This is a genomic window from Polaromonas sp. P1_G4, from assembly GCF_056405475.1.
In genome coordinates this window covers 20,385-36,132 of sequence record NZ_JBFUCA010000002.1, presented here as the reverse complement: position 1 = coordinate 36,132, position 15,748 = coordinate 20,385, and the positions used below count along the sequence as shown (strand labels likewise).

General features: G+C 64.1%; 16 protein-coding genes. 8 read left to right on the top strand and 8 right to left on the bottom strand.

What is annotated here, in order from left to right; all coding sequences use genetic code 11:
- From AC1D1X_RS00410 to AC1D1X_RS00400, 3 genes are all read left to right on the top strand, one after another.
- A partial coding sequence (locus AC1D1X_RS00410; RefSeq protein ID WP_477697659.1) for a branched-chain amino acid ABC transporter permease occupies positions 1–564 on the top strand: 564 nt, incomplete at its 5' end.
- Positions 565–698: 134 nt separating this feature from the next.
- A complete protein-coding gene (locus AC1D1X_RS00405) occupies positions 699–1,442 on the top strand; it encodes an SDR family NAD(P)-dependent oxidoreductase (RefSeq protein ID WP_477670348.1) in 744 nt (247 codons plus the stop codon).
- 51 nt (positions 1,443–1,493) lie between these two features.
- On the top strand, positions 1,494–2,303 hold the full coding sequence (locus tag AC1D1X_RS00400) for an SDR family NAD(P)-dependent oxidoreductase (RefSeq protein ID WP_477670347.1): 810 nt from the start codon (positions 1,494–1,496) through the stop codon (positions 2,301–2,303).
- Between the two features lie 3 nt (positions 2,304–2,306).
- Here the strand turns inward: AC1D1X_RS00400 and AC1D1X_RS00395 are convergent, their stop codons facing one another.
- Together AC1D1X_RS00395 and AC1D1X_RS00390 are read right to left on the bottom strand one after the other, a co-directional pair.
- Positions 2,307–3,497: a pyridoxal-phosphate-dependent aminotransferase family protein gene (locus AC1D1X_RS00395; protein ID WP_477670346.1), complete on the bottom strand. Its 1,191-nt coding sequence runs from the start codon at positions 3,495–3,497 to the stop codon at positions 2,307–2,309.
- Between the two features lie 9 nt (positions 3,498–3,506).
- The gene (locus AC1D1X_RS00390; protein ID WP_477670345.1) at positions 3,507–4,409 is read right to left on the bottom strand and encodes a DMT family transporter; all 903 of its coding nucleotides are present in this window, start codon (positions 4,407–4,409) and stop codon (positions 3,507–3,509) included.
- 87 nt (positions 4,410–4,496) lie between these two features.
- On the opposite strand from AC1D1X_RS00390, the gene AC1D1X_RS00385 reads away from it, so the two are divergent.
- The 4 genes from AC1D1X_RS00385 to AC1D1X_RS00370 all read left to right on the top strand — a co-directional run bounded on the left by AC1D1X_RS00385 (position 4,497) and on the right by AC1D1X_RS00370 (position 8,785).
- On the top strand, positions 4,497–5,399 hold the full coding sequence (locus AC1D1X_RS00385) for a LysR family transcriptional regulator (protein ID WP_477670344.1): 903 nt from the start codon (positions 4,497–4,499) through the stop codon (positions 5,397–5,399).
- An 85-nt stretch (positions 5,400–5,484) separates the two neighbouring features.
- Positions 5,485–6,492: a Bug family tripartite tricarboxylate transporter substrate binding protein gene (locus AC1D1X_RS00380; RefSeq protein ID WP_477670343.1), complete on the top strand. Its 1,008-nt coding sequence runs from the start codon at positions 5,485–5,487 to the stop codon at positions 6,490–6,492.
- A 214-nt stretch (positions 6,493–6,706) separates the two neighbouring features.
- Positions 6,707–7,789, top strand: a complete 1,083-nt coding sequence (locus tag AC1D1X_RS00375; RefSeq protein WP_457281800.1) for an asparaginase — start codon at positions 6,707–6,709, stop codon at positions 7,787–7,789.
- Positions 7,790–7,792: 3 nt separating this feature from the next.
- Positions 7,793–8,785: a M14 family metallopeptidase gene (locus tag AC1D1X_RS00370; RefSeq protein ID WP_477670342.1), complete on the top strand. Its 993-nt coding sequence runs from the start codon at positions 7,793–7,795 to the stop codon at positions 8,783–8,785.
- A gap of 22 nt (positions 8,786–8,807) precedes the next feature.
- Here the strand turns inward: AC1D1X_RS00370 and AC1D1X_RS00365 are convergent, their stop codons facing one another.
- Positions 8,808–9,326 carry a flavin reductase family protein gene (locus tag AC1D1X_RS00365; protein ID WP_477670341.1) on the bottom strand — a complete coding sequence of 173 codons (519 nt, stop codon included), beginning with the start codon at positions 9,324–9,326 and terminating at the stop codon, positions 8,808–8,810.
- A gap of 203 nt (positions 9,327–9,529) precedes the next feature.
- Here AC1D1X_RS00365 and AC1D1X_RS00360 point away from each other — a divergent pair, with 203 nt between their 5' ends.
- The gene (locus tag AC1D1X_RS00360) at positions 9,530–10,276 is read left to right on the top strand and encodes a M14 family zinc carboxypeptidase (protein WP_477670340.1); all 747 of its coding nucleotides are present in this window, start codon (positions 9,530–9,532) and stop codon (positions 10,274–10,276) included.
- A 26-nt stretch (positions 10,277–10,302) separates the two neighbouring features.
- Here the strand turns inward: AC1D1X_RS00360 and AC1D1X_RS00355 are convergent, their stop codons facing one another.
- From AC1D1X_RS00355 to gsiB, 5 genes are all read right to left on the bottom strand, one after another.
- A complete protein-coding gene (locus AC1D1X_RS00355) occupies positions 10,303–11,121 on the bottom strand; it encodes a M55 family metallopeptidase (protein WP_477670339.1) in 819 nt (272 codons plus the stop codon).
- Positions 11,118–12,194, bottom strand: a complete 1,077-nt coding sequence (locus AC1D1X_RS00350; RefSeq protein ID WP_477670338.1) for a DmpA family aminopeptidase — start codon at positions 12,192–12,194, stop codon at positions 11,118–11,120. The genes AC1D1X_RS00355 and AC1D1X_RS00350 overlap by 4 nt, the downstream gene beginning before the upstream one ends.
- A gap of 18 nt (positions 12,195–12,212) precedes the next feature.
- Positions 12,213–13,109 (bottom strand): glutathione ABC transporter permease GsiD, encoded by an 897-nt coding sequence (gene gsiD / locus AC1D1X_RS00345; RefSeq protein WP_477670742.1) that lies wholly within the window; start codon positions 13,107–13,109, stop codon positions 12,213–12,215.
- Positions 13,110–13,177: 68 nt separating this feature from the next.
- The gene (gene gsiC, locus AC1D1X_RS00340; RefSeq protein ID WP_477670337.1) at positions 13,178–14,098 is read right to left on the bottom strand and encodes a glutathione ABC transporter permease GsiC; all 921 of its coding nucleotides are present in this window, start codon (positions 14,096–14,098) and stop codon (positions 13,178–13,180) included.
- Positions 14,099–14,140: 42 nt separating this feature from the next.
- Complete coding sequence (gene gsiB, locus AC1D1X_RS00335; protein WP_477670336.1) at positions 14,141–15,691, bottom strand: glutathione ABC transporter substrate-binding protein GsiB; 1,551 nt, start codon at positions 15,689–15,691, stop codon at positions 14,141–14,143.
- Positions 15,692–15,748: the final 57 nt, after the last annotated feature.

Here is a 15,748-nt window from a genome sequence, read left to right as displayed (position 1 = left end):
GTCATTGAGGAAACCATACGCCTGGTGTGGGGCTCCTCGGAAAAGCAGTTGATGCTGCCTGAAGTCATCTCTGGCGCTTTCCTGATGGGTGACCTGGTCTATTCGAAGTATCGCTTCTTCGCCAGTGGATTCGCCATCCTGATGATCATGCTGCTCTGGGTGTTTTTGCAGAAGACGCCTTACGGCGCGATCATCAAGGCCGGCGCGCACGACAGTGAAATGGTGCGCGCCCTGGGCATCAACCTTTCTCGCCTGCGCCTTTTCGTATTTGGTCTGGGCGTGGCGTTGGCCGCCATCGCCGGCGTGGTCATGGCGCCGATCTGGGGTATCCGCCCGCATGTGGGCGTAGACGCAGTGGTGCCGGCATTCCTGATCATTGTGCTGGGCGGCGTCGGTTCGCTCTGGGGTGCAGTGATCGCCGGGCTGATGGTCGGCATGGTTGTTGGGCTCACGGGTTCGTATGCGTCCGAATGGTCGTTGATGTCCATGTACCTCTTGTTCATTGCCGTCGTGACATTCCGCTCACGTGGATTGTTTGGCAAGAAGAGCGTCCTGGACGCTTGAAGTCGGCACACCCCCGTCTCGGCTCACTTTGTGTAGCCGGATCCCCCCTTGCAGGGGGCAACACTAGCGGCCCGGCAAAGCCGGTTCCGCGGTGTTCTGGTAAAGAGTTTTTTGACGACTATGAAAGTTGAGTAATGAAACCGCTTGAAAACAAAGTCGCGCTCGTCACGGGCGCGGCGGGCACCATGGGCCTGGCCGTCGTCAAGGTGTTGCTGGAGGACGGCTGCAAGGTCGCGATGGTGGATGTCAGCCATGAACGCAACCGTGCGCTCGCACATGAGTTGGGCTCGCGTGTCCTGCCGTTCTCGTTTGACATCAGCGATGCGGCCGCCGTGAGCGACGGTCATGCGCTCATCGTCAAGGCCTTCGGGCCAGTCGACATCCTGATCAACAACGCGGGCATCCTGTCCAACAACAAGATCGAGGCCACCGAAGCGGGTGAATGGCGGCGCGTGATGGGCGCCAACCTCGACGGCGCTTTTTACCTTGCGCAGCAGGTGGTGCCGGCAATGAAGGTGCGGCGCTTCGGCCGCATCATCAACACCAGCTCCCTGGCGGCCAAGACAGGTGGATTGACAGCAGGCACGGCCTATTCGGTGTCCAAGGGCGCGATGAGTTCGCTGACCTTTTCACTGGCGCGCGAACTCGCGCCCTTTGGCGTCACGGCCAATGCCGTCGCGCCCGCTTACGTCAAAACGCCCATGATCACCGAACAGCTCAATGAAGAGCAGCGCCAGAAGCTGCTCAAGGACATCCCGGTCGGCCGCTTCTGCGAGCCCGAGGAGTTCGCTCACGTGGTGCGCTTCCTGGCCTCGCCGCTGTCGGGTTTTATCACGGGCGAGATCATCGACCTGAACGGCGGGCTATTGATGGACTGAGGGAAAGCCCTTTCGTCGCTAGCCGGCTTTGCGCCCACAATTTCGCCATCCATGAGCATCACACCCCGGATTGATTTCAGTACCGCGCTTTCAGGCCTTTTTGACCTGCGCGGCAAAACCGCTTACGTGCCCGGTGGCTATGGTGGTATTGGCGAGGCCGTTGCCTGGGGCCTGGCGATGGCCGGCGCACGGGTGGCAGTTTCGGGGCGCGACGAAGCCAAGGCCGAGGCCGTTGCCTCCGCGCTGCGTGCGGCAGGGCACGAGGCCATGGGTCTGGCCATGGACGCGCATTCGGTGCCGCAGATGCAGGCTTCCGTTGATGCGGTTGCGGCGCAATGGGGAGCCCTCGACATCTTGATGAACTGCGTCGGCATGCAGCGTGAGCAGGCCTTGCTGGAGGTGACGGAAGAAGCCTTTGACGAGGTGTTGCAGGTCAACCTCAAGGCCGCCATGTTTCTTGCGCAGGCTGCGGCTAAAAAACAGATTGAAGGCGGCAGGGGCGGCGCTCAGGTGCATCTGCTGTCGGTGCGCGCGCAGCTCGGTTTGCGCGGCCGGGGTTATTCGGCCTACAGCAGCAGCAAGGGCGGCCTGGTCATGCTGATTCGCCAGCATGCGAGTGAACTGGCGCCGTACGGCATCACTGTCAACGGCATCGCACCTACGGTGGTGCAGACGGAGATGGCGCGCCACTGGCTCGAAAATCCTGAGACGCGCAAGCAGGTGTTGGAACGCATTCCGCTGGGTCGCGTGGCCGACCCGCAGGACGTGGCGGGTGCGGCCGTTTTTTTTGCGGCGCCCGCATCCCGCTTTGTGACCGGGCAGGTGCTTTACCTCGACGGCGGCATCACTGCCTCGCAGTAGGTACTAGCGTTTACCTGCCAAGGCTGCAACGGCATGCTGCACGCCGCCGCCGATGGGAATGCCCTGCACCTGCATGGCCGCTTCCAGGCCGGCCAGGCAACCCAGGATCATGGCCGGGTTCATGTCACCCAGGTGGCCGATGCGAAAGGTTCTTCCCGCCAGCGGGCCCAAACCGCCTGCAATCGCCACCTGAAACCGTTCGCGCGCAACAGTGCGCAAGGCTTCGGGATCAATGCCCGCAGTGACAGACACCGTCGTGACGGAGACCGAGCGCGCCGCAGGCTCGCGCACAAAAAGGCCCAGAGCACCGCCTTCACTCCAGGCATCGACAGCGGCGTGCACCGCACTGGCGATCAGCTGGTGGCGGGCGATGACCTCTTCGACGCCCTCATGAAAGATCAGCCCCAGTGCAGCCTCCAGGCCGAACAGCAGGCTTTGCGGGGGCGTGCCGCAGAACTTGCGGTAGCTGAGCGGGCTTTGCCGCCGCGCCCAGTCCCAGTAAAAGCGCGGCGAGGGATTGGCAGCGGCTACCTTCATCGCTGCGGCATCCGCAGCCACAAAGGCCAGACCGGGCGGCACCATCAAGCCTTTTTGCGAGGCGCCCAGCACGACGTTGGCGCCCAGCGCATCCATGGCAAAGGGCGCCGCGCCCAGCGACGCGACCACATCTACCACCAGTAGCGCGGGGTGGGCCGTGGCTTCCAGCACCCGCCGGACCTTGCCCGGGTCACTGGTCATGCCGCTCGCAGTGTCGGTATGAACCACAAATACCGCCACGATGGCATGCGCAGTGTCGGCGCGCAGCGCGGCTTCTATGGCCGGCACGTCAATCGGGTAACCCTCGCGCCAGGGCGTGCGGATGACTGCTGCGCCCATGGCCTCGGCCTGTATGGCCCAGGATTCGGAGAAGTGCCCCGTTCCGGCGATCAGCACCTGCTGCCTGGGCGCCAGCAGGTTGGCGATCACGGCCTCCCAGGCGCCGTGGCCGTTGCAGGCATACAGGAAGACGTCGGCCGCGGCGGTTTGCAGCAGCGCCTTGAGCCCGGTCTCGCAGGCCTGGATCACACGATCAAGCCGCGGGTCGGCCAGATCCATGGGCTGGCGCCGCATCGCGTCCATCACCTCGTCGGGCACCCGCGTGGGGCCAGGTGAATGGAGGAAGCGATGGCCGGGGATGCGTTTATGAGGCGTCATGCTGAAAAATTATGCGCCTGCCGGCTTGCGATTGACCAGCACAATGCCCGCCGCGACCATGGCCAGCGCCACCAGCAGGCCCGTGGTGACGCTTTCTTTCAGCCACAGCGCGCCGAACAGCAGCGCGAACAGCGGCGTGAAAAACACGAACACCGAAATCTTGGTGGCCGGGTAGCGCCCCAGCATCCACATCCAGGCCAGGTAGCTGGCGAATGCGCCTATGACGGTCTGCAGCAGCAGGGAAGTAATGGCAAACGGGCTGAAATGCCACGACCATTGCTCGCCCAGGTAGAGCGACAGGGCCGGAAACACTGCGGCGCTAACGGCCAATTGGTAGAACAGGAGTTTTTCAGCGGAGATGCTGACCAGTTTGGTGGCACGTATCACCACCGTGGTCAGGCCCCACAGCATGCCGGCGGCCAGTGCCAGCAGATCGCCCCGCGCCGTCGACGCATGATCACCGGTGAAACCTTCACGCAGCGCGAACACCACGGAGGCGAAGGCGCACAACAGGCCCAGCCATTGCACGCCGCGCAGGCGTTCGGACTTCACCCACAGCGGTACCAGCAGGGCGACCCAGAAAGGCGAGGTGTACAGAAACACCGTGAGGCGGGAAGCGCTGGTGTATTGCAAGCCTACATAAATGCAGGCGAACTCTGCGCCGAACAGCGCGCCCGCCAGCAGGCCGGCCTTCAGCGAATCGTCGCGGCTGAAGAGCGGGACCTTGCGCCACAGGCACCAGAGCCAGAGCAACGCCGTGGCGCCAACCAGCCGCAGYGAGGCCTGGAACATCGGCGGTATTTCGCTGATCGTGGCCTTGATCAAGACCTGCTGCAGGCCCCAGAACAGGCAGCATCCCAGCAAGAGGGACATGGCGAGGAGATCGAGATTGGCTTTGCGGGCTGTCTTCATGCCTTGATGGTAGCCCGACCCCTGGCAGCTCGCTGGCCGGGGTAACAAGGAATACCATTGCATTAAATCCCTGGACAAGGTGCTGCCGTGGACCATAAATGGCTGGAAGACTTCATCGCGCTGGCACGTGAGCGCAGCTTTTCGCGTGCGGCGGAGCTTCGCCATGTGACGCAGCCGCAATTTTCGCGCCGTATCCGCGCTCTGGAGCTGTGGGTGGGCGCCGACCTGATCAATCGCGCGGTGATGCCTCTGGCCCTGACGGCCGCCGGTGAAGAGCTGCTGCCGGTGGCGCGCCGCGCGGCGGCGAGCCTTAACGATGCGCGCTCCCGCATCCGCCATGCACGGGGCGGGCTGGACTGGGTCACGTTGGCAACAGGCCGCACGCTCTCACGCAGCGCCGTGCCTGACTGGCTCGCGCGCGCCAAGCGCGGAGCCGGGGAGTTTCGCTTGCGCATTCTCACAGGCTCCATCCATGAAGGCGCCACCGCCCTGGAGCAGGGGGCTGCTGACTTCCTGCTGTCGTTCACGCATCCGCGGCTGCCGCTGTTGCTGGACGAACAGACGTTCGAAGGACTCGCGCTGGGCATCGACGAACTCGTGGCCGTCAGCGCACCGCGCGCCGATGGCCAGCCGCAGCACGCCTTGCCCGGCACGGCCCGCAAGCCGGTGCCGGTGCTGGGTTATGCGCCCACGCTCGCGCTGGGCCAGATCCTTCAGGACGGGCTCAGCCGCAGTGCGCGCGAGCTGCATCTGCATACCGTGACCGAGTCTGACTTCGCCGAGTCGCTGCATGAGCAGGCCTTGCAGGGCGTGGGCCTGGCCTGGCTGCCGCGCGGACTGGTCGAAGGTGACCTGCGCAGCGGAAGGCTGGTGGAGGCCGACGGCAAGGGCCTGACGGTCCGGTTTGAGATTCGCCTGTACCGGCCGCGCAGCCCGCGCAATGAATTGGTGCAGCGCATCTGGTCCGCCAGCACGCCGGCTGCTTCCTGAATCCAGGTCGCATGCGCCCATGCGTGATACGCATGGGCCGCGCAGGGGCGGCTCCTAGACTGGCGCCATCAACAAGGAGCGCGCCATGCCAGGAATGTTTACCCTCAATCGCCGCGGCGTGAGCCGCACACTTTGCCTTGCCGCCGCAGGGCTGTTGGGTTTGCCGGCTGCCTGGGGCCAGGCCTGGCCTGCCGGCAAGCCCATTTCGCTGGTGGTGGGCTACCCTGCCGGCGGAAGCGTGGACCTGGTGGCGCGCATCATCGCCGAACCGCTGGCCAAGCGCCTGGGCACACCCGTGGTGATCGAGAATATCGGCGGCGCCGGTGGAACCATAGGCGCCCAAAAAGTGGTCAGTGCCGCGCCCGACGGCTATACGCTGCTGCTGGGTTCGGGCAGCGAAATCTCGATTGCCAAACTGTTCAACGCTGCGGTCAAGTACAACGGTGAAACCGACTTGAGCCCGGTCGGGCTGATAGGCGTCACGCCCATGGTCTTTGTGACCAACACCAAGACCGGCGTCAAAACCATGGAGGAAGCGATTGCCAAATCCAAACGCGAACGCAACCAGCTGAGCTTTGCCTCTTCGGGCATAGGCACGCCGCTGCATGTGTCGGGAGAGCTGATCAACCTGATGGCTGGCACCACCTTCCGCCATGTGCCGTATCGCGGCGCAGGACAGCAGCTGCAGGACTTGCTGGGCGGCAATATCGAGTTCAGTGTCTCTGTGCTTTCCTCCGCGCTGCCACACATCGAGTCCGGCAAGATGATCCCCTTGGGCGTCACCACGCCGACGCGTTCGCGGGCTGCACCACAAATCCCTGCACTCGGCGAGAACCCCAAGCTCAAGGGTTACGACATGAACGTCTGGTTCGGCCTCTTCGGGCCCGCCAAGCTGCCGGCGCCCATGGTGGCGCGCCTGAACAGGGAGCTCAACGAAATCCTGCGCGAAGAAGCCGTTTGGCAAAAGCTCCAGAAAGCCGGCATCTCCAATGACGGCGGCACGCCACAGGCGCTCACGGCCTTTATCCGGGCTGAAACCCAGCGCGTGCGCAACGTGGTCAACAAGGCAGTGGCGACCGGCGCTACCTCGTAAGTCGTCAGCGGGAATTCACCCAAACCCATGCGGTGCCGTTGAAGCTGAAGCCGCGGGGGCCGGGCCGGGACAACGGCGGCAGGCCCACAGAAGACCCTGGCTCGCCATGATCTGTATTTGTTAATCGCGAAGCGTGCTGGCCAGGCCCCTCCGGAGCACTGGCGGGGCTCTGCACGCCGAGCAATATTTTTAGCCCGACACGGAGGGAATTGTCATGCACTTATCTGTCATATCAATGTTGCGCGGGCTCGCCTGCGGTCTGCTATTGCCGCTTGCTGTTTCGGCTTCGGCGCTGGCCCAGGAAGTGAAGAAACCTAACGTGGTGCTCATCGCCACCGGCGGCACGATTGCCGGCGTCGGAGCATCGAGCACCAACATCGGCGCCTATCAGGCCGCTGTGGTTGCTGTCGACAAGATCATGGCCGCCGTGCCGGAAATCCAGACTATTGCCAACGTCAAGGGCGAGCAGATCTTTCAGGTCGGCTCACACAACCTCACCAACGACCGCCTGCTCCAACTGGCCCGGCGGGTGTCTGAACTCCTTCGGTCGGACGAGGTTGATGGCATCGTGATCACCCACGGCACCGATACCCTGGAAGAGACCTCGTACTTTCTCAACCTCACCGTCAAAAGCAGCAAGCCGGTCGTGATGCTCGGGTCAATGCGGCCCGGCACGGCACTCAGCGCAGATGGGCCGCTTAACCTCTACAACGCGGTGGCGGTCGCCGGGAGTAAAGAAGCGGTGGGAAAAGGGACTTTGGTGGTCATGAATGACGAGATTCACAGCGCCCGGGATGTCACTAAAACCAATGCGACCAGGGTTGACACCTTTAAATCTCCCTACGGTCCCCTCGGTCTCGTGATCGAAGGTCAGGCCAGGTTCTACCGTGCGTTGATTCGCCCGCATACGGTGCAGAGTGAGTTCGACATTGACAAGATACAGACTCTGCCGCAGGTCGACATTGCTTATGGCTATCAGAACATGAACCGTGCGGCATACGACGCGCTGGTCGCATCCGGGGCCAAGGGCATCATTCATGCGGGTGTCGGCGCGGGAAGCGTTCCTGAGTACATAGCTGGCCCGCTTAACGAGATTCGCGCCAAGGGGGTGTTTGTCGTTCGGGCAACCCGTACCGGCAGCGGTGTGGTGATTCGGAACAATTCGGTGAAGGATGACGTCAATGACTGGCTCGTTGTTGACGACCAGAATCCCCAGAAGGCCCGAATTCTTCTGGCCTTGGCCTTGACGAAAACAAGGGACACCAAAGAGTTGCAGAAAATCTTCTGGCGGTACTGACACATGAAACGATCAGGAAGCGATCAAGCGAAGTCTGGCGAAGTGATCAGGAAAGCCCATGCGGTGCAGCTTCAGCCGCCAGGGTTGTCATTCTGGGCGGCCTCCTCCACAGGGGTGGCGCATGTGCAGGAGCGCACTTCAACCGAAGCCGGCCCGGAAGTGCTGGTGTCGGCGCTGGTGCATGGCAACGAATATTCGGGCGCCTGGGCGCTGGACGCGTTTCTTCTCAGCGGGCTGCAACCGCGGCGGGGGCGCATCACGGCCGTGTTCTGCAACACCGAGGCCTTCATGCGGTTTGACACCCGCAAGCCCGACGCCTCCCGTTTTGTTGACGAGGATTTCAACCGCGTATGGTCCCCTGAGCTGCTGGACGGCCCCAGGCGCAGCGCCGAGCTGCTGCGCGCCCGCGAAATCAGGCCGTTTGTTGACCGCGCCACCCATCTGCTGGACCTGCATTCCATGCATGAACCCGGTGGCGCTTTGCTGGTGACGGGCATGCTGCCGCGCAATATTGCTTTTGCACAAAGCCTGGCTACGACGGGCCAGGTGGTCGTCGATGCCGGCCACGCCGACGGGGTCCGCATGCGGGACTACGGGCCGTTTGGCGACGAAAACGGCGACCGCATTGCCCTGCTGCTGGAGGCCGGCCAGCACTGGGAACTGGCGTCGCTGCAGGCGGCGCGCAACGTGCTCATGCGGTTTCTGGTGGGCTCCGGGGTGATTGACCGCGGCGATGTGCCGCCTGGCTGGTTGCTGCCCGATGCGCCGCCGCCGCCGCCCGTGACGGTGACACACCGCGTGGTTGCGCGGTCAATGGACTTTGCGTTTGTGCAGGACTTTTGCGGCGGCGAAACCATACGCCACGCCGGCACGCCGATTGCGCATGATGCGGGCGAACCGGTGGTGACACCCTACGACGACTGTGTGCTGGTCATGCCGTCGGTGCGGCAGTTGCGGCCCGGTGTGACGACCGTGCGGCTGGGCAGGCTGGGCTGAACACGGCTTGCGCAGGTGCGGTTTACAGCGGATGCTCGGTATAAAACTTGCCGCCGTGAAACAGCAGCGGCGCGGCCCCCGCGCGGTGGGTGCAGCGCTCCACTTCGCCCACGAAGATCACATGGTCCCCTTCTTCGTACCGGCTGCGGTTGAAGCACTCGAAAGTGGCGGCTGCGCCTGTCAGCAACGGCGCGCCGCCGACGCCCTCCGTAAACAGCACGCCTTTCCAGCGGTCTTCGCGCCGGCTGGCAAAGCGCTCGGCCAGCTCTTTCTGGTCAGCCGCGAGGATGTTGATGACGTAGTGTGATCCGGTGCTGAGCGCGGCCATCGATCCGGCCGCCTGCGCCAGGCTCCAGAGCACCAGCGGCGGCTGCAGCGATACCGAGTTGAAGGAGTTGGCGGTCAGCCCGACCAAGGCGCCTTGCGGCGTCCGTGCGGTGACGATGGTGACCCCGGTGGCAAACATGGCCAGCGAAGCCCGGAACTCCCGCTGGGAGAAGCTGGGGCTGCTCGCTTTGCGGGGGATGGCAGGGGTCAGCATAGAAGGGTAATTTAACCGAAGCGGTACAGGCGTACCCGCGTCAGGGTTTAGGCCGCGTCTTGCGAGGGACTGGCGGCCCGGCAGTTAAACTGGGTGCCATGCCATTTTTTCGTTCTGCCGCCTGTTTTTTTGCTATCTATTTAATAGCTGCTGGCGCTCGTGCAGATTCACCTTGCGCCGATTACTCTTCCAAACTCCCGAATGTGAAGCGTGAGCTGTGTGAGGCGGCGCAACTGCAGGCTTCGGGGACGCGTTCGGTTGACGGCCGGGTGCTCTGGGTGCGTGACGTCAAGCCCGAGCAGCCCGGCTTGCGTGTGCTGGTCGTCGGTGCGATTCACGGCGACGAGTTGTCCTCAGGGGCCGTGGCGCTGCACTGGATCAGGCTGGCTTCCCAGCCGCCGCTGGACTCGCCCCAGGCGATCCACTGGCGATTCGTTCCTGTCCTCAATCCGGACGGCGTGCTTTCCAGGCCGCCTCGCCGTACCAACGCACATGGTGTGGATTTGAACCGCAACTTTCCCACCCCCAATTGGGAGCGCGACGCGAAGGTTTACTGGGAAAAGCGCACCGGCAAGGACCCGCGCCGCTGGCCTGGGCCCAAGCCGCTGTCCGAGCCCGAGTCGCGGTTTTTGCATGAGCAGATGCAAAGCTTCAAACCCAACCTTATCGTCAGCATTCATGCGCCTTACGGCGTGCTCGACTTTGACGGCCCCTCGGTGCCGCCCTCCAGGCTGGGGCGCCTGTACCTTGACCAGGTGGGCATCTTCCCCGGCTCACTGGGCAACTATGGGGGTGTGCACAAGGGCGTACCGGTGGTCACCATCGAATTGCCCAATTCGACCCGCACGCCGCTGGACGCCGAGATGCGCCAGATGTGGCTGGACCTGCTGCGCTGGATGAGTGAGCGGGCCGTGGGGCAGGGCGCGGAACACGCGCCGCGCGTGCCTTAGAACCCATTTAGGCCGCGAACAGCTTCCTAGCGCAGCATGCTCGACATGGCCGACAGGCTGTTGACCATGCGCACCGCGGCTTCCACGGTGGGTGCGTCAAAGCCGACTTCGTTACCGTCCAGCCGCCGCAGGGCCGGCCATTGGCAAAACAGGTCGGCCAGGGCCGGCGACTGGGTCTGGATGCGCACGGCGATGGGGCCTGGCAGCACATAGGGGCGGGCTGAACCGTGCTGCACCAGCGCAGCGGCCACGCCGGCGCGGATGGCGCCGCAGGCCTGGGCCGGGGAAAGGCTGATGCCGCTGGTCTGGCCGGTGGCCCGCTTGGTTTGCACAAAGGTGGCGTGCGGAAACAGCGGACGGTGTTCTTCGATGAACACATCGTCGCCGCTGGCCATCACCACCGGTACGCCGTACTCGCCGGCCAGCGCGCCGTAAATTCCGGCTTCGCCCAGTTCAAGGCCGTTGAAGTACACGCGTGCAAAGGCAAAGCTGTTGATGGTGTGCGCCAGAATGCCGCGGCCCTGCGCGCGCGAGTGGTAGCCGATCATGCAGACCGCGTTCACGCCGTCGTCGACGCCGGCCATCATGCTCAGGTAGCGCGGCTTGCCCATGACGGCCTGGGCGCGTGCGTCCAGCAGGTCGGGCGGCATGTTGCGAAAACTTCCGTGTGAATCGTTGACCAGCACCTCGGTGGCGCCTGCATCGAAGGCGCCGGCGATGGCGGCGTTGGCCTCGTGCGTCATCAGCAGGCGGGCGCGTTCGTACTCGGGGTTGCCGGCGCGCACCTGTTCGTGGTGAAAAACGCCGGCAACGCCTTCGATGTCGGTGGAAATCAGGACTTTCATGGGGAATCCGGTGAAGATGGAAAGGAGGATGAGGAGGGCCAGCCGGGCAGCAAGTCGTGCAGCGCGTTGCGATGATGGCCGTCGCGGCCGGTGACGGCGCGGGCCTGCCACAGGGCGTGGATGATGGCTTGCTCGGTGCTGTCGGCAACGGCCTGGAACAGCGGGTCAATCAGGCCGTCATGCAGCATCGCCACGGCCGGCATGGGCCTGGCGGTTTGCTGCGGCACGGTGTAGGCGGTGGAAAACGCCAGCGCGATATCGCCGCTGCCGTGGCCGAATACCGAGCCGGTGCGGGCCAGGCCGGCGCCGGCGCGCAATGCCAGCCGGCGCAGCTGGCGTGCGTCAAGGGGGGCGTCGGTAGCGATCAGCAGGATGATGGAGCCTTTTTCCGGCTCTGCCGCGTGCATGCGATGTGCCGCCAGCCTGGAACCCAGAGCCTGGCCTGCCAGGACCAGTTGCGGCAGCTGGCCGTAGTTGGCCAGCACCAATGTGCCTACGATGTGCTCGCTGCCCCCAGGTGTCGCCACGCGACGCGAAGCCGTGCCTATGCCGCCCTTGAGACCGAAGCTCGACATGCCGCGACCGGCGCCGACCGAACCTTCCTCCACCTCCACACCTGCCTGTTCGCAGGCCTGCAGGTAGTGCTGCCCGGTGACAGCCATGCGCTGGATGTCGTTGAGAAAGCCGTCGTTGCATTCAAACACCAGCGGGTTGACCGTTGGCAGGCCGCGCCCCGTTTCGGGGTTGGCCGCAACGCACTGTTGGATCTGCGCTGTGGCCACGGCGGCAGCCGAAAAGGTGTTGGTGAGCGCAATCGGCGTCTCCAGCACGCCGAGTTCCTCGACCTGCATCAGGCCTACGCTCTTGCCGAAACCATTGAGCACGACAGCCGCGGCCGGGACCCGGTCTCGGAACAGGTCACCGGCATGGGGGCGCACCACCGTCACGCCCGTTTGCAGCTCGTTCGCGTCCAGCGTGCAGTGGCCCACGGTCACACCGGCGACGTCGGTAACGGCGTTGCGCTGCCCGTGCGGCAGGCTGCCGATGTGGGGCAGCAGATGGCGGGGTGTCACGACGCGGCCTTGCCCCGGCTACTGGCGGTCAAGCTTGGGGTCCAGCGCATCGCGCAGGCCGTCACCCAGCAGGTTAAAGGCCAGCACGGTCAGGAAAATGGCCAGGCTGGGAAACAGCGCGATGTGCGGCGCGTTCAGCATGTCAGCGCGCGCCTCGTTGAGCATGGCGCCCCATTCCGGGGTGGGCGGCTGTGCGCCCAGGCCCAGGAAAGACAGGCTGGCCGCCGTGATGATGGAGGTGCCTATGCGCATGGTGAGGTACACCACTACCGAAGACACCGTGCCCGGCAGCAGATGGCGCAGCATGATGACCGAGTCGGGAGCGCCTATGGAGCGCACCGCCTCGATGTAGGTCTGGTGTTTGAGCGAAAGCACATTGCCGCGCACCAGGCGCGCAAACGCCGGCACGCTGAACACAGCCACGGCCATGATCACGTTGACCATGCCGTTGCCCAGGATCGCGACGATCCCGATGGCCAGCAAAATGCCGGGAAAGGCAAACAGCACGTCGGACATGCGCATCACGATGCGGTCCCACCAGCCTTCGTAATAGCCCGCCAGCAGGCCCAGCAGCGTGCCGATCACGGCGCCTACGGCCACCGAGACCAGGCCCGCTGCCAGGGAGATGCGCGAGCCCATCAGGATGCGGCTGAAGATGTCGCGCCCCAGCGCATCCACGCCGAACCAGTGCTTGGCTGATGGCGGCGTGTTCAGCGCGTCGTAGTCAAAGAAGTTCTCCGCATCAAAAGGTGTCAGCCATGGTGCGAACACGGCCACCAGCACCAGCAGCAGCACGAAGCCGCTGGCCACCAGGGCCACGCGCTGGTTCTTGAATTTCCGCCAGAACTCGGAGGCAGGCGTGCGTACGGCAAGGGCCGTCAAGGGCACGCCGGTTTCTGCGCCGGGCTGCTCCATGGCGGGATGCGCGCTTTCCGCAGGCAACGGCTCACCTGCGATGGCAGCGTGTGGGTGTTCGGGGGTAGTCACTTGAAGCGGATGGTCGGGTTGATGATGGCGTAGAGCATGTCCACCACCAGGTTGATCAGGATGAATTCGAGCGAGAACAGCAGCACCAGCGCCTGGATTACGGGGTAGTCCCGCATCTCCACCGCGTCCACCAGCAGCCGGCCCATGCCGGGCCAGTTGAAGACGACCTCGACGACGATGGAGCCGCCCAGCAGGAAGCCGAACTGCAGGCCCATCATGGTGACCACCGGGATCAGTGCGTTGCGCAGCGCGTGTTTCACCACCACCACGGTTTCGGACAAGCCCTTGGCGCGCGCCGTGCGCACGTAGTCTTCCTTGAGGATGTCGATGAAGGAGCTGCGCGTGAAACGCGCCATCACGGCTGCCACGCCCGCGCCCAGCGTGAGGGACGGCAGGATGTAGTGCCGCCACGAATCGGCCCCGACGGTGGGCAGCCAGCCCAGCTGCACCGAAAAGAGTTGCATGAGCAGCATGCCCAGTGCGAACGAGGGAAACGAGATGCCCGAGACTGCCAGCGACATGCCCAGCCGGTCGGGCCAGCGGTTGCGCCACACCGCCGACACCATGCCCAGCACCAGCCCCAGCAGCACCGACCAGCCCATGGCTGCGATGGTGAGCCAGAAGGTGGGCGCGAAGCGCTCCGAGATCTCAGTCGCCACGGGCCGTTTGGTGCGGATGGACAGGCCGAAGTCGCCCTGCAGCGCATGGCTGAAAAAGCGCACGAACTGCTGCGGCATCGGCAGGTCCAGCCCCAGGTCGCGGCGCACCAGCTCCACGGTTTCGGGGCCGGCGTCGGGCCCGGCGGCCAGGCGTGCCGGGTCGCCGGGCAGCAGGTGCACAAACAGGAACACCAGCACGGCCACGATCAGCAGCGTCGGCAGCAGGCCCAGCAGGCGCTTGAGAAGGTAGTAGGTCATGCGGGAGCGGGTTTCTTCAGATTGCTGTTGCTGCTGCCGGGATTACTTCAGTTCCACGTCGTCGAAGTTGAAGCTGCCGTCCGGGATGACGTAGAAGCCTGCCAGATTGCGCGCACGCACCGACAGCAATTTCTCGGTCACCAGGAATGCCCAGGGGGCGTCTTTCCAGATGCGCTGCTGGGCGTCGGTGTACAGCTTGGCCTTCTCGGCACCGCTGGTGGTGACCAGCGCCTTGGCGATGTCGGCGTCTACTTCAGCGTTCTTGTAGTAGGCGGTGTTGAACATCTTGGGCGGCAGGGACTCGGAAGCCAGCAGCGGGCGCAGGGCCCAGTCGGCTTCGCCGGTGGATGACGACCAGCCCACGTAGTACATGCGCACCGGCGCCGTGGCAGGGTCCTGTGCGCTTTCCACGCGCTCCACGCGCTGGCCGGCTTCCAGCGCCTGCACCTGCACCTTGACGCCGACCTGGGCCAGTTGCTGCTGCACGAACTGGATCACCTTCTGAGCGGTGGTGTAGTTGTAGGCCGACCACAGAGTGCTTTCAAAACCGTTGGGGTAGCCGGCTTCCTTCAGCAGCTCGCGCGCCTTGGCCGGGTTGTAAGGCCAGGGGCCCAGCTTGGCGGCGTATTCCACGCCGTGCGGCACCACGCCTTCGGCAGGAATCGCGTAGCCCGAGAACACCACCTTGACCAGCGCCTCCTTGTTGATGGCGTAGTTGATGGCTTCACGCACCTTCGGGTTGTCGAAAGGCTTTTGCAGCGTGTTCATCGAGAGGTAGCGGTGGATGATGGACGGCGCGCTCGTCACTTCCAGGCTCGGCTTCTTCGACAGGCTGTCCACCGTCTCGGGCGGCATCGGGAAGGCGAAATGCGCCTCGTTGGTCTGCATCATGGCCGCACGCGTGTTGTTGTCGACCACCGGGCGCCAGGTGATGCTGTCCACCTTGGGGTAGCCCTTCTTCCAGTAGCCTTCCCACTTGGCAACTTTCAGGTAGTCGGTGGCCTTCCATTCGACGAACTTGAAGGGGCCCGTGCCTACGGGGTTCTGCGCGATGCCCTTGCTGCCGTACTTGGCCAGTGCCGCGGGCGAAATGATCACGCCGGAAGGGTGGGCCAGCGTGTTGATGAAGGGCGAGAACGGCTCCCTGAGCGTAAAGCGCACGGTGGTGGCGTCCACGGCCTCGATCTTGGCGATGTTCTTGTAGAGGTTGTAGCGCTTGAGCTTGTTGTCGGGGTTGGTCACGCGTTCGAAAGTGACTTTCACGGCTTCGGCATTGAAAGGCGTGCCGTCATGAAACTTGATGCCGGACTTGAGCTTGAAGGTGTAGACCAGCCCGTCCTTGCTCACCGTGTGGCTGTCGGCCAGCACCGGCACCATCTTCATCTCCTTGTCGAAACCATACAGACCCTGATAGAAGGATTTGGCTACGGCCTGCGACAGCGTGTCGTTGGAGTCATACGGATCGGTGCTTGTGAAATTGGACTGGACGGCCACGACCACATCTTTGGCGGCATGGGCCGGCGCGGTGGTGAGACCTGCCAGGCCGATCAGGCCAACCAGCGCGGCTGTGAGGGTGGAAAGACGATTCTTCATGAAAAAACTCCTTGAGGCGAAACGAGAGGCAAACACGGGAGACGGAAAGACAATGCG

Coding starts and splice junctions, on each gene's coding strand:
- AC1D1X_RS00405 (WP_477670348.1), top strand. CDS start 699: ATGAAACCGCTTGAAAACAAAGTCGCGCTCGTCACGGGCGCGGCGGGC.
- AC1D1X_RS00400 (WP_477670347.1), top strand. CDS start 1,494: ATGAGCATCACACCCCGGATTGATTTCAGTACCGCGCTTTCAGGCCTT.
- AC1D1X_RS00395 (WP_477670346.1), bottom strand. CDS start 3,497: ATGACGCCTCATAAACGCATCCCCGGCCATCGCTTCCTCCATTCACCT.
- AC1D1X_RS00380 (WP_477670343.1), top strand. CDS start 5,485: ATGCCAGGAATGTTTACCCTCAATCGCCGCGGCGTGAGCCGCACACTT.
- AC1D1X_RS00375 (WP_457281800.1), top strand. CDS start 6,707: ATGCACTTATCTGTCATATCAATGTTGCGCGGGCTCGCCTGCGGTCTG.
- AC1D1X_RS00370 (WP_477670342.1), top strand. CDS start 7,793: ATGAAACGATCAGGAAGCGATCAAGCGAAGTCTGGCGAAGTGATCAGG.
- AC1D1X_RS00365 (WP_477670341.1), bottom strand. CDS start 9,326: ATGCTGACCCCTGCCATCCCCCGCAAAGCGAGCAGCCCCAGCTTCTCC.
- AC1D1X_RS00355 (WP_477670339.1), bottom strand. CDS start 11,121: ATGAAAGTCCTGATTTCCACCGACATCGAAGGCGTTGCCGGCGTTTTT.
- gsiD (WP_477670742.1), bottom strand. CDS start 13,109: ATGGAGCAGCCCGGCGCAGAAACCGGCGTGCCCTTGACGGCCCTTGCC.
- gsiC (WP_477670337.1), bottom strand. CDS start 14,098: ATGACCTACTACCTTCTCAAGCGCCTGCTGGGCCTGCTGCCGACGCTG.
- gsiB (WP_477670336.1), bottom strand. CDS start 15,691: ATGAAGAATCGTCTTTCCACCCTCACAGCCGCGCTGGTTGGCCTGATC.